The organism is Cytobacillus sp. NJ13 (genome assembly GCA_030348385.1).
Taxonomy (GTDB): Bacteria; Bacillota; Bacilli; order Bacillales; family Cytobacillaceae; genus Cytobacillus.
The window spans coordinates 4118808-4131864 of record JAUCFP010000006.1; the positions used below are offsets into that span (position 1 = coordinate 4118808).

Here is a 13057-nt window from a genome sequence, read left to right on the forward strand (position 1 = left end):
GAGGAGTGAGAACATGCAAGCGACAAATTACAATTTGAAACCAAAAGTTAAAGAATTCTTGGAAGGTGTGAAAGGATTATACATTAACGGTAACTATGTACCGGCGATTAGTGGTAAAACGTTTCCCGTCGTTAATCCTGCAAACGAAGAGGTCATTGCAGATGTAAGTGAAGCGCAAGAGGAAGATATTAACGCTGCGGTAGCTGCTGCAAGAAAAGCATTTGATGAAGGCCAATGGACAAAAATGGATGCCGCTGAACGCTCTCATCTAATCTATAAATTTGCGGATCTCTTAGAAGAAAATCGAGAGGAACTTGCACAACTGGAATCATTGGATAACGGAAAGCCCTACAAGATCGCCTTGGCAGATGATGTCGACGGAACAATCCAGCATTTTAGATATTACGCAGGCTGGGCCACAAAAATATTTGGTAAGACAACTCAGGTTTCAAAGAATTATGTAACCTATACTGTACACGAGCCGGTTGGGGTTGTAGGACAAATTATTCCATGGAACTTTCCGCTCGCCATGGCTGCCTGGAAGCTCGGATCTGCACTTGCAGTCGGCTGTACGGTTGTGATTAAACCGGCAGCTGAAACACCATTATCTCTTCTCTACGCAGGAAAGCTATTTAAAGAAGCTGGGTTCCCAGATGGTGTCGTGAATATTGTGCCAGGAACGGGCAGGATTGCGGGAGAAGCAATTACTGCACATAAAGATGTCGATAAGATAGCATTCACAGGATCAACTGCTGTAGGGAAAGAAGTAATGAAAAAAGCTGCAGATCAAATTAAAGGTGTTACGCTGGAGCTTGGCGGAAAATCGCCAGCCATTGTCTTAGAAGATGCTAATCTTGAGGAAGCAATTGAAGGGGTATATAACGGAACGATGTACAATCATGGGCAAAACTGCAGTGCTTGTACCCGTGTATTTGTACAGAGAAACATATATGATCATGTAGTAAAGGCCTTAGCAGAACGGGCGAAAGCAATGAAGTTAGGTGATGGAATGAACCCCGAAACGGAAATGGGCCCGCTTGTTTCAGCAAAACAGCACCAAACTGTTCTTAATTATATTGAACAAGGGAAGAAAGAAGGGGCGCGCCTCGTGGCAGGGGGCGAAAAAGGATTTGAAAAAGGATATTTTGTACAGCCAACCATTTTTGCTGATGTACAAGATCATATGGTTATTGCTCGTGAAGAAATTTTTGGTCCAGTCATGTCCATTTTCGTTTTTGATACGATTGATGAGGTTATTAAGCGGGCGAACGATAGTGACTATGGCTTAGCTGCAAGTATCTGGACAGAAAGTATGAAAAAGGGACATTATATTGCAAGCAAGCTGCAATCAGGTACAGTCTGGATTAATGATTTTGGTCTTGAATGGGAAACTATGCCATTCGGCGGCTACAAACAATCAGGAATTGGCCGCGAAATGGGTGGAGAATACGGCTTGCAAAACTATACGGAAGTGAAAAGTGTATTTGTTAACATCAAGCATGATGAGCAATTATAAGGAACAATTGGACAATCCATCCTGTGTACTATTGGATGGGAGTGGGACAGCGTTTTGTTACAATGTCCCATTTTACGCATTTATATATCTGAATATTATTAATATTATAAATAAAAATTGGAACTATCTACTTAAAGTTTGAATAGGTGGGATAATATGGAAGAATTAGTGAATAAAGCGTCGGGTATGGTTTGGAGTCTTGGGCTGGTAGCGTTCGCGCTTGGTGCTGGATTGTTCTTTTCCATTATGACACGTTTTGTGCAATTTAGATATTTTAAGGAAATGATTAAACTTCTTTTTGAAAAGGGTAACCCAGAATCGGGTGTGTCCTCTTTCCAGGCATTTTCAATGGCTTTAGCTGGCCGGGTCGGTATTGGAAATATCGCAGGGGTTGCTACTGCGATTGCATTTGGCGGTCCGGGAGCGGTTTTCTGGATGTGGATCATGGCTTTATTAGGAGGAGCAAGTGCCTTTATTGAATCCACTCTTGCTCAGGTCTATAAAGTAAAAGACGGTAATCAATACCGGGGCGGAACTCCTTATTTTATTGAAAAAGGTTTAAATATGAAATGGTTCGGGGTGTTTGTTGCGATTGTTGTAACCCTCTGTTACGGAGTTTTAGTTCCAGGTATTCAGGCCAATACGATTGCTGTTGGGTTCGAAAACACAATTGGCCTTAATAAAAGCATCTCTGGAATCATTCTTGTTGTATTACTTGGCATCATTACTTTTGGCGGCGTCAAGCGAATTGCTACTGTTGCGGAAAAAGTTGTACCTTTTATGGCTTTAGGGTATGTGGTTATTACTTTCGTTCTTTTATTTGCAAACGCAGCAGAGATTCCAGCAATGCTTTGGCTGATTATTTCAAGTGCATTTGGTGCAAATGAAATGTTTGGGGGTATTATCGGTGCAGCGATTGCATGGGGCGTTAAGAGAGCAGTATTCTCTAACGTTGCTGGTGTGGGGGAAGGAACCTATAGTTCAGCAGCAGCAGATGTATCCCATCCGGCAAAACAAGGTCTTGTTCAAGCGTTCTCGGTCTATATTGATACCATCATTGTTTGTACAGCTACTGCACTTATGATTCTAATCACCGGCATGTACAGCGTTACACCAGAAGGAAAGCAGCCGATAGTTGACAACATCCCTGGTGTTGAAGCTGGACCAATGTGGACACAGGCGGCCGTTGAGAGCGTTATACCTGGATTTGGCGGTATGTTCGTTGCAATTGCTATATTCTTCTTTGCCTTTACAACTCTGATGGCTTACTACTATATTTCTGAAACAACCCTCGTTTACCTCGGCGGAAAGAGAAATCTAAAATGGCTAAAAGCAGGCTTAATGATTCTGTTCTTAGGAATGATCTACTTAGGAAGTGTCGAAAACGCATCCCTATTATGGGCGCTCGGAGACTTTGGCTTCGGAAGTATGGCCTGGCTAAACTTAGTCGCTATTCTATTCCTGACTAAAACAGCCTTAAAAGTGTTTAAAGATTATGAAGAACAGAAGAAAGCGGGCATTGAACCAGTCTTCGATCCTGTTAAACTTGGCATTAAAGGTGCTGATTTTTGGGAGGAGAAAGTGAAAGAAAGCAATTCAAAAGGCAAGAAGGTAATATAAGAGAAATGCAGCCGGAAACAGAGAACACTTCCCGCTTTTATATCTAAAATCCATATTGCATGTGGTGGCAGCCTCTTCACCAACTACTGGAGCCGAAATTAGGAAACCGCCAATACTCCAGGCTGTCACCATCTTTATTTTCTGCAGCTAACCCCACTTACAGATTCCGATTACGAATAAGGACTCCTTCACCTGAAACCTCCTCATATATCCAGAAGGTTATTCGATTCCCTCCCCCACACCGGCACCAACAAAGGCTGCCGCTCTCACCCGCCTCCAAACTGCCAGTTTATCTCCGAATTTAACTCCCCTATTAAATCACCGCAACAACCCTTTAAAATATAACCGCGATAAGATTTCCATTAAAAAATTGCGATTGGAAATCGTATTGTCATTTCTTCCCTTCTCCACAGGCTTGTTCGTGTGATATACTACTTTAGTTACTAACATTTATGGAGGATTTCATGAGTAAAGACTCTAAAGCTAGACACCAAAAGGGGAAGTTACTGTCATTTATCCCGAATGGTGAGTACTATTTTTCCAAAGGGATTAAGGCGTACCACCGCAGGGATTTTCATAAAGCAAAGAAATATTTAATGCGGGCGATGCAGCTTGAGCCGGGTGAACCGATGATTATCTGCCAGCTTGCGATTGTTCATTCAGAAATGGGTGAGTATCAGGAGTCGAATCAGCTGCTTCATATGATATTGGAGGAGCTTGATGAGGATATGGTGGAATGCCATTATTTCCTTGCCAACAACTATGCTCATATGGGCCTTTTCAAAGATGCTTACACACATGCAAATACGTATCTGGATTTGGATCGGGACGGAGAGTTTACAGAAGATACAGAGGATCTGCTGGAACTGCTGACGCTTGAGGCGGAAGATTTGGATGACGAGCTTTACGAGCAGGATGACCTGATTACGAAGCAGGAACATGCACGGGAATTGCTGGAGTCCGGCCATTTTCCAAAAGCGGTTGAAATCCTGAACTCTGTTATTGATGAGTATCCGGAGTACTGGTCCGCATATAACAATTTGGCCCTGGCGTATTTTTACCTTGGAGAAGTGCAAAAGGCATCAGATATTTTAGAGAAGGTGCTGGAAGAAAATCCGGGCAATCTCCACGCTCTGTGCAACAAGCTTGTCTTTGCTTTTTACGAGCGGGATGTCAGGCAGGTGCGCTTGTTGAAAGAGGCTCTGAAAAAAATCAAGCCGCTCTCCATTGAACATCAGTTCAAGCTTGGTGCCACTTTTGCTTTGACCGGCGAGTATGAGGCTGCCTTTGCATGGCTTCGTAAGCTTCAAAAGAAAGGCTTTGAAGGGGACGGACCATTTTATTACTGGCTTTCTTATTCAGCCTATTTTACGGGCCGGGAAGAGATGGCGAAATCGGCATGGAAGAAAGCAATCGAGATTAATCCTGAAAAAGAAGGCTTTGAGCCCTGGAACGATGAAAAGGTTACCAGCAGCGGCTTTGAAGACCATTATTCATCCATTTTAAAAAAGCTGGAAAGCGACTATATCGAGGAGCGGCTATTCGGCCTTTTCCTTACGTCAGTATCCAGCAGAAGAGATGAAATTTTGACGTCTGAAGCAATTGTACGAAACGATAAGTTTTCAGCTATGGAGAAGGAATATCTTTCTTTTGTGAAAACTGACCAGGAAGCGCCTGCCCAGGTTCAGGCTGCGCATGAGACAGCTGAACTGTTTTATGAAAACTACCATCCGATTGGCACGGTGGAAGCCGGACTATATTTAATGTGGTTTACTATTTTTGCTGAATTGACAAATAACCGGCAGAATATAAAAAACAAAAAGGCCTGGGCTGCAGCAATTGAGTATGTCTGGCATAAGCTTCGAAACGAAAAGGTTTCCCAATCAAAAATTGCAGGGAGATACGGCATTTCCGCTTCGACGATGGGCAAATATGTAAAATCGGTGAACGACCGCCTTCAGTGAGCAGATGTTTGGACGAAACACGCGCCAATTTTATAGGATAACAGTAAGAAGGTCATACTATAATACGTATTTATAGAGTGGTTTAGTAAAATACTGGAATTCTGATTACTGAAGGAGTGAATCGCTGTGACTGAAGAAAAAATTTATGACGTCATTATCGCTGGCGCAGGGCCGGCAGGGATGACTGCTGCTGTATATACATCTCGTGCAAATCTGTCTACTCTAATGATTGAACGCGGTGTTCCGGGCGGACAAATGGCCAATACAGAAGAAGTGGAAAACTATCCTGGTTTTGACCATATTTTAGGGCCGGATTTATCCACCAAAATGTTCGATCATGCGAAGAAATTTGGCGCTGAATATGCGTATGGAGATATTAAAGAAATCATTGACGGCGAGGAATACAAAACGGTTGTTGCGGGATCGAAGCAATATAAAGCACGCTCTGTGATTATTTCTGCTGGTGCGGAGTACAAAAAGCTTGGCATTCCTGGTGAAAAAGAGCTTGGCGGACGCGGTGTATCCTATTGTGCGGTCTGTGATGGAGCATTCTTTAAAGGCAAAGAGCTTGTTGTTGTCGGCGGCGGTGACTCTGCTGTTGAAGAAGGTGTATATTTGACCCGTTTCGCCTCTAAAGTGACAATCGTTCATAGACGGGACCAGCTTCGTGCGCAGGCAATCCTGCAGCAGCGTGCGTTTGATAATGAAAAAATCGACTTTATCTGGAACACTACAGTGAAGGAAGTCAATGATAAGGACGGAAAAGTAGGCAGCGTAACGCTTGTGTCTGCTGAAACCGGTGAAGAAAGAGAATTCAAGGCAGATGGTGTCTTCATCTATATCGGCATGGTCCCTCTTTCCAAACCATTTGAAAGCCTCGGCATTACGAACAGCAATGGCTATATTGAAACAAACGACCGAATGGAAACAAAGGTGGAAGGCATTTTTGCAGCTGGGGATATCCGCGAAAAATCCCTTCGCCAGATCGTTACAGCTACAGGTGATGGAAGCATCGCAGCGCAAAGCGCCCAGCACTATGTGGAAGAATTACAAGAAAGCCTTAAAGCGAGAAAATAATGTGAGCAGGCATATGGTCCTATGGACTGTATGCCTTTTATTTTAGAAAAAATAGCCACCGGTTGAAAAGATTTACAAAAAGTCATGTGGTTTTAATTCTCCTGTAACCTTGATGAAATAAATTTCGGGTAGTATAGGAGTAGAAATTGACCCCCTTTTAAAGATATAATCCTTTTCAAAGCACAGGCATATGCCTGTGCTCTTTTTTTGCATAAAATACTGTAACTTTTGAAGAATGTTTTTTGGAAATCTGTATTCATTGTGGCTCTAAGACAAAAATAGTATAATGAAATGAATAAGAAAAGAACGTTAGCCAGCCATTATTTTAAGCGATTTCATGAAAAGGCGGCGGCGGTATGATTTCGGAAATTAGAGGTGAAATGTGTTGCAGCGAGTCACGAACTGTGTGTTACTTAAAGACGATAAAGTATTGCTTTTACAAAAGCCGAGAAGAGGCTGGTGGGTGGCTCCGGGCGGAAAGATGGAGCCTGGTGAATCAGTGAGGGACTCGTGCATTCGTGAGTTCAGGGAAGAAACAGGCATCTATCTGCGCAATCCGAATATTAAAGGCATTTTTACGTTCATCATGAAGGATGGCGATAAGGCCGTACAGGAGTGGATGATGTTTACTTTTCTGGCAACAGCTTCTGATGGGCTGAACTTGGATGAATCAGAGGAAGGCAAGCTTCGCTGGCATCCGTTTTCAGAGATTAAGAATCTGCCGATGGCTGCCGGAGATTCACATATTTTGGAGTATATGATTCATGGACAAGGCATGATTTATGGAACGTTTACGTATACGTCAGATTTTGAACTGCTTAGTTACAGGCTGGATCCAAGCTGAATTTGACAGAAACAGGGGGAAATTATAAATGAGTACGGGTGCAGTTAATGATACTCAAATGGTGATAATTACGGGAATGTCAGGGGCAGGGAAAACAGTAGCCATCCAAAGCTTTGAAGATCTTGGCTTCTTCTGTGTAGATAATTTGCCGCCGACGCTGCTGCCGAAATTCCTTGAACTTATGAAGGAATCAGGGAATAAAATGAATAAGGTGGCATTGGTGATGGATTTGCGCGGCCGTGAGTTTTTTGACCACTTATTTAAGGCGCTGGATGAATTATCCGAAACATCCTGGGTCACCCCGCAAATTTTATATCTTGATGCAGATGATTCGACACTTGTCAGAAGATATAAAGAAACAAGACGATTCCATCCCCTTGCACCAGCAGGATTGCCTCTTGAAGGCATAAAGCTTGAACGGGAGCTGCTCGAAGAATTAAAAGGCAGGGCCCAGCTTATTTATAACACATCGCAAATGAAGCCGAGGGAATTGCGCGAGAAAATTCTAACGGAATTCTCATTGAATAAAAAAACAATATTTACGGTTAACGTCATGTCTTTTGGCTTTAAGCATGGAATTCCAATTGATGCCGACCTGGTATTCGATGTCCGGTTCCTTCCGAATCCGCATTATATTGAGCATATGAGGCCGAAGACAGGGTTAGATGAAGAGGTATCCAGCTATGTGCTGAAATGGACCGAAACTAGTAAATTTCTCGAAAAGGTTACGGAGCTGCTGAGCTTTATGCTTCCGCATTATAAACGGGAAGGGAAGGCTCAATTGGTCGTTGCAATCGGCTGTACAGGAGGCCAGCATCGTTCGGTAGCGCTGACAGAATATATCGCTGACTTTTACAGCAAGGATTACCATACGGCAATCACGCACCGTGACATCCAGAGGAGAAAGGAAAACATCAAATGAACCGACAGCCAAGAATCGTCATCATCGGAGGAGGAACAGGGCTCCCTGTCCTCTTAAGGGGATTAAAACAATACCTTGTTGATATAACTGCCATTGTGACAGTTGCCGATGATGGCGGCAGTTCAGGAAGATTGAGAAATGATCTTCATATTCCGCCTCCCGGTGACATCCGCAATGTGCTGGCAGCTCTTTCAGACGTGGAGCCGCTCATTGAGGAGATGTTCCAGCACCGCTTTGCGACATCCAATGAGTTATCCGGGCATTCGCTTGGCAATTTAATTCTCGCGGCAATGACCTCGATTACAGGAAACTTTGTTCATGCGATTCAGGAAATGAGCAAGGTGTTAAACGTAAGGGGCAAGGTGTTGCCGGCTGCTAATCAGAGTGTGGTCCTTCATGCTGAAATGGAAGACGGGACCATAGTATCGGGAGAATCAAAAATTCCTTATTCTGGTAAAAAAATTAAGCGGGTATTTTTAACCCCTAAAAATATTAAAGCCCTGACTGAATCACTGCAGGCTATCAGACAGGCTGATATGATCATCATCGGGCCTGGCAGTTTATATACCAGTATTCTTCCAAATCTGCTTGTCCCTAGGCTGGGACGTGAGGTCTGTCATTCGAAAGCGAAAAAGGTGTATATATGCAATTTAATGACACAGGCAGGAGAGACACTCGATTATACGGCAAGTGATCATGTAAAAGCACTGTATGATCATATGGGCTGTGCTTTTATCAATACCATTCTGGTAAACAATGAAGAAATTCCTCCCCATATTCAGGAGCGGTACAGCGAGGAAATGGCAAAGCCTGTTGTGTATGATACAGGTGCTCTTACCGAACTGGGCCTTGAAATTATGCACGGTGAAATTGTCAGCCACGAAGGCGGGATCATTCGCCATGATACAAAAGAAGTTGCCCAAATGTTATATAATTTGCTTTTACATGAAACCAATAGGCGTTTTAATGCGTAATATACAGGTGTGAAAGGGCTTTTGCCGGTAAAAAATAAACTGTGCATACGTTTGCTCAGTGAAGAATATCTTTTTATATACCACTGGCTTAGCGCTTTTACGGATAGGGGGTGAAGGGATGTCTTTCGCTTCGGAAACGAAAAAAGAATTGACGAACCTGGAAATAAAAGACTGCTGCGGCAAAGCGGAATTGTCCGCCTTGATCAGGATGAATGGTTCACTTTCTTTTTCCAGCCGGAAATTGATTGTGGATATTCAGACGGAGAATGCAGCAATCGCAAGAAGGATTTACACACTGATTAAAAGGAATTACAACGTTCAGGTTGAGCTCCTGGTCCGGAAAAAAATGCGGCTGAAAAAGAACAATGTTTATATTGTCAGGCTAACGGAACAGGCCAGCATAATTCTTGATGATCTGAAAATTTTAAGCGAGGGATTCGTATTTACACACGATATCTCCAATGAGCTCATAAAAAAGAAATGCTGTAAGCGTTCTTATCTGCGCGGTGCATTCCTTGCCGGGGGATCGGTTAATAATCCGGAGACCTCCTCCTATCATCTAGAGATCTCTTCACTTTACAAGGAGCATAATGACTCCCTTTGTGAACTGATGAATACGTTCGGGCTGAACAGCAAAACGCTTGAACGGAAAAAAGGCTATATCACTTATTTAAAGGAAGCCGAAAAAATAACGGAGTTCCTCAATATTATCGGAGCACACGCTGCTCTGCTCCGATTTGAAGACATCCGGATTGTCCGCGATATGCGAAACTCGGTCAATCGACTCGTAAATTGTGAAACAGCGAACTTAAACAAAACAATCGGAGCTGCCTTGCGTCAGGTGGAAAATATCCGGTTCATCGATCAAACTGTCGGACTTCAGGTTTTGCCTGACAAACTGAGGGAAATTGCCGAATTGCGTGTAGCTTACCAGGATGTCACCTTAAAAGAGCTCGGGGAAATGGTCTCAGGCGGAAATATCAGTAAATCAGGTATTAATCACAGATTAAGAAAAATAGATGAAATCGCTGAGAAACTCCGGGCGGGCGACACAATAGATGCTCACTGACAGAGGTATCAGCAGGGAGGAGATATATAATGGCGGAAAAACAGGTTAAAGTTAAGCTGAAAACAGGATTACAGGCACGTCCGGCGGCACTGTTCGTACAGGAGGCCAATCGGTTCTCATCCGATATTTTTCTGGAGAAAGACGGAAAGAAGGTAAATGCGAAAAGCATAATGGGGCTAATGAGTCTGGCTGTAAGCTCAGGATCAGTTATTACCCTCAGGGCTGAGGGGAACGACGAAAACGAAGCTCTTGAATCACTGTCAAACTATATTCAGAAGGAAAACTAAAACAACTCGCATCGGGAAGATGCGAGTTGTTTTTTTACACTTATTATTTATCCTTTTTCTTATCCAAAGAATTTCTGGATATGATTTGGTCAACCAAACCGTATTCGAGAGCTCTTTCAGCTGTCATAAAGTTATCGCGGTCAGTGTCTCTCGCGATGACTTCAAGCGGCTGTCCAGTGCGCTCTGATAGAATGGTGTTTAATTTTTCGCGAAGGAAAAGAATGCGCTTTGCAGCGATTTCGATTTCAGTCGCCTGTCCCTGAGCTCCGCCCAGCGGCTGATGAATCATGACTTCACTGTTTGGAAGGGCAAAACGCTTGCCTTTCTCACCAGCAGCAAGAAGGAATGCACCCATAGATGCTGCCATACCGATACAAATGGTTTGTACCTTCGGCTTGATGAATTGCATCGTATCATAAATAGCCATACCAGCCGTAATGCTTCCGCCCGGGCTATTAATGTAAATGGAAATGTCTTTTTCAGGATTTTCTGCTTCAAGGAATAAAAGCTGGGCAACAATTGAGTTTGCCACATTGTCATCGATTGCGCTTCCCAGCATAATGATGCGGTCTTTTAAAAGGCGGGAGTAAATATCATAAGCGCGCTCCCCGCGGTTTGTTTGTTCAATAACTGTAGGGATTAAGTTCATTTTCCAATTCCTCCTTCAAGATAAGGTCAACATACAAGATGAACAAGCATGTTCTTCCAAGTAAAGAAAATTTTTTAACTCCTATGTATTATCATGATACACTGATGGTCAATTAAGGTCAAACGAATCGCATGGAAATCGTGTTTGATTCGTTCGACACATTTTTCTGTGCTGTGCTATCTCATTCCATGATACCCATTGTTCCAATTTTTAAACTAAAAGGAGGCTTGCAAAGTGAATAAACATATCATATAATTAGTTATCGTAGCGGCTGAGCGCTTGGTCAGCCATCTATCAAAATATTTGCCCTCGTGGTGCAACGGATAGCACGTGAGATTCCGGTTCTTAAGATGTGGGTTCGATTCCTGCCGAGGGCGTCATTAAAGGATTGTATTTATTGATTTTCCAATAAATACGATCCTTTTTTTATTTGTCTTATTTTCGGATGTTATTTAATAATAGCTGAAGCCAGGCTGCGAATATATAGGATCTTACCGCAGGGTTTCTGAAGGGTGTGATGCAATTTTGGAGGGTTACAGACAACTTCAAGAAAGTCACAGGAGTAAATTCTAGAAATTCATTTCAATTACTGATTTTCCCTGTATTATCCATGTTTTACATTTAACAATAAGTTTAATGTGAAAAACAAAAGGGGAGAATGAGGACAGCAGGAAATCCGATTTTAACTGGGGGGCACTCCCAAATATTATGATGCTTACTCGTGACATTTATTTGTTCATTGGAGTTAATTCTATAGGAGGAATTTATAATGATTGGTCTTTTGACTGCGATTGCAGGAATTGTCTTATTAATATGTATAGCATATATGATGAGTAACGATAAGAAGAGGGTTAACTTCAAAGGTATTGGAGTTATGATGATTATTCAGTTAGGCTTAGCATTCTTTATGTTAAATACTTCAATAGGTCAACAAGCTTTACAAGCAGTTGTTAATGGTGTTAATAAGGTTCTGTCTTTTGGGAAGGAAGGAACAGCTTTTGTTTTTGGTGATATCGGCGGAACAGATGCTTTTTTTATAAACGTTTTAATGGCGATTATCTTTGTAACCAGTTTACTGGGCATTCTAACCTACACTCGCATCTTGCCATTAGCAATTAAATACATAGGTGGATTTGTTGCTAAAATTACAGGCTTGCCAAAGGTTGAATCATTCGTTGCTGTTAACTCTATGGTGTTCGGAGATACTACTGCTATATTATCAGTTAAGTCTCAGATCCCTAAGTTATCGGCAAATCGATTGTTCGTTGTTACTACAAGCTCTCTTGTTGCCGTTTCCTGCTCTATCCTAGGGGCCTACATGCAGATGATTCCTGCAGAATTTGTTCTTGTAGCGCTTCCTATAAATATTTTTAGCGGACTGATCCTTTCATCTATTGTGTGTCCTGTGCCTGAAGAAGAGGATGAAGACATTGATATTAAAGAAATGATTCCAGAAAAATCTATTTTTGAGGCAATCGGAAACTGGACTTTGCTAGGTGGAAGGACTGCACTTATTGTTGGGGCTATGCTTATTACTTATGTAGCATTACTCGCAATGATTAATGCAGGATTCGACGCTGTTATTGGTATGACTTTTACAGAAATTCTGGGTTATATCTTTGCACCTGTCGCTTTCATGATGGGTATCCCTGCTTCTGAAATCGTACAAGCAGGGTCAGTAATGGGGACAAAACTTGCTGCTAATGAGTTCGTTGCAATGCTTGGTTTTGCGGAGATGATTCCAGATTTGAGTCCTAAAACAGTGGGGATTGTGTCAGCATTCCTAATCTCTTTTGCTAACTTTAGTTCAATCGGTATTATCTTAGGGACTGTACAAGCCATTAATGGGGAGAAGGCTTCCATGTTCGCTAAAATGGGGCTGAAAGTATTATTGGTTGCTACGATGGGCAGCGTCTTAACAGGCTCTATTGTTGGTTTGTTCCTTTAATAAATGTTGGGCCGATTCACAGTTTCGAGACTTATAAAAATTGCCGATGCTGCCTGTCATCTATAATAAAGCCCTGAATCTTTAATAGTGAGGGCGCTGCCAAAACTCCTTGTCTGATATGGGCAGGGAGTTTTTACTTTTTACGCTATCCGCAAATAAATTCGGCCTATGCGCACATAAAAAATTT

At 42.5% G+C, this 13057-nt stretch carries 11 protein-coding genes and 1 tRNA gene; 11 read left to right on the forward strand and 1 reads right to left on the reverse strand.

What is annotated here, in order from left to right; genetic code table 11:
- Positions 1 to 13: 13 nt before the first annotated feature.
- The 9 genes from QUF73_20380 to QUF73_20420 all read left to right on the forward strand — a co-directional run bounded on the left by QUF73_20380 (position 14) and on the right by QUF73_20420 (position 10273).
- Positions 14 to 1516 (forward strand): aldehyde dehydrogenase family protein, encoded by a 1503-nt coding sequence (locus tag QUF73_20380; protein ID MDM5228488.1) that lies wholly within the window; start codon positions 14 to 16, stop codon positions 1514 to 1516.
- Between the two features lie 156 nt (positions 1517 to 1672).
- On the forward strand, positions 1673 to 3136 hold the full coding sequence (locus tag QUF73_20385; GenBank protein ID MDM5228489.1) for an alanine/glycine:cation symporter family protein: 1464 nt from the start codon (positions 1673 to 1675) through the stop codon (positions 3134 to 3136).
- A 464-nt stretch (positions 3137 to 3600) separates the two neighbouring features.
- Complete coding sequence (locus tag QUF73_20390) at positions 3601 to 5100, forward strand: tetratricopeptide repeat protein (GenBank protein ID MDM5228490.1); 1500 nt, start codon at positions 3601 to 3603, stop codon at positions 5098 to 5100.
- A gap of 126 nt (positions 5101 to 5226) precedes the next feature.
- Positions 5227 to 6177, forward strand: coding sequence for a thioredoxin-disulfide reductase (trxB, locus tag QUF73_20395; GenBank protein MDM5228491.1), 951 nt, complete (start codon positions 5227 to 5229; stop codon positions 6175 to 6177).
- A gap of 385 nt (positions 6178 to 6562) precedes the next feature.
- A complete protein-coding gene (locus QUF73_20400; GenBank protein MDM5228492.1) occupies positions 6563 to 7021 on the forward strand; it encodes an 8-oxo-dGTP diphosphatase in 459 nt (152 codons plus the stop codon).
- Positions 7022 to 7049: 28 nt separating this feature from the next.
- Positions 7050 to 7943, forward strand: a complete 894-nt coding sequence (gene rapZ / locus QUF73_20405; GenBank protein MDM5228493.1) for an RNase adapter RapZ — start codon at positions 7050 to 7052, stop codon at positions 7941 to 7943.
- The gene (locus QUF73_20410) at positions 7940 to 8917 is read left to right on the forward strand and encodes a YvcK family protein (protein ID MDM5228494.1); all 978 of its coding nucleotides are present in this window, start codon (positions 7940 to 7942) and stop codon (positions 8915 to 8917) included. The genes rapZ and QUF73_20410 overlap by 4 nt, the downstream gene beginning before the upstream one ends.
- Positions 8918 to 9035: 118 nt before the next feature.
- A complete protein-coding gene (whiA, locus tag QUF73_20415) occupies positions 9036 to 9986 on the forward strand; it encodes a DNA-binding protein WhiA (GenBank protein ID MDM5228495.1) in 951 nt (316 codons plus the stop codon).
- Positions 9987 to 10015: 29 nt separating this feature from the next.
- Entirely contained in the window at positions 10016 to 10273 is a 258-nt protein-coding gene (locus QUF73_20420; GenBank protein ID MDM5228496.1) for an HPr family phosphocarrier protein, read from the forward strand.
- Between the two features lie 43 nt (positions 10274 to 10316).
- Here the strand turns inward: QUF73_20420 and clpP are convergent, their stop codons facing one another.
- On the reverse strand, positions 10317 to 10922 hold the full coding sequence (gene clpP, locus QUF73_20425) for an ATP-dependent Clp endopeptidase proteolytic subunit ClpP (GenBank protein ID MDM5228497.1): 606 nt from the start codon (positions 10920 to 10922) through the stop codon (positions 10317 to 10319).
- Between the two features lie 305 nt (positions 10923 to 11227).
- Here clpP and QUF73_20430 point away from each other — a divergent pair.
- Positions 11228 to 11299 (forward strand) — tRNA-Arg (locus QUF73_20430).
- 395 nt (positions 11300 to 11694) lie between these two features.
- Positions 11695 to 12870 carry a nucleoside transporter C-terminal domain-containing protein gene (locus QUF73_20435; protein ID MDM5228498.1) on the forward strand — a complete coding sequence of 392 codons (1176 nt, stop codon included), beginning with the start codon at positions 11695 to 11697 and terminating at the stop codon, positions 12868 to 12870.
- Positions 12871 to 13057: the final 187 nt, after the last annotated feature.

Coding starts and splice junctions, on each gene's coding strand:
- QUF73_20380 (MDM5228488.1), top strand. CDS start 14: ATGCAAGCGACAAATTACAATTTGAAACCAAAAGTTAAAGAATTCTTG.
- QUF73_20385 (MDM5228489.1), top strand. CDS start 1,673: ATGGAAGAATTAGTGAATAAAGCGTCGGGTATGGTTTGGAGTCTTGGG.
- QUF73_20390 (MDM5228490.1), top strand. CDS start 3,601: ATGAGTAAAGACTCTAAAGCTAGACACCAAAAGGGGAAGTTACTGTCA.
- rapZ (MDM5228493.1), top strand. CDS start 7,050: ATGAGTACGGGTGCAGTTAATGATACTCAAATGGTGATAATTACGGGA.
- QUF73_20410 (MDM5228494.1), top strand. CDS start 7,940: ATGAACCGACAGCCAAGAATCGTCATCATCGGAGGAGGAACAGGGCTC.
- whiA (MDM5228495.1), top strand. CDS start 9,036: ATGTCTTTCGCTTCGGAAACGAAAAAAGAATTGACGAACCTGGAAATA.
- QUF73_20420 (MDM5228496.1), top strand. CDS start 10,016: ATGGCGGAAAAACAGGTTAAAGTTAAGCTGAAAACAGGATTACAGGCA.
- clpP (MDM5228497.1), bottom strand. CDS start 10,922: ATGAACTTAATCCCTACAGTTATTGAACAAACAAACCGCGGGGAGCGC.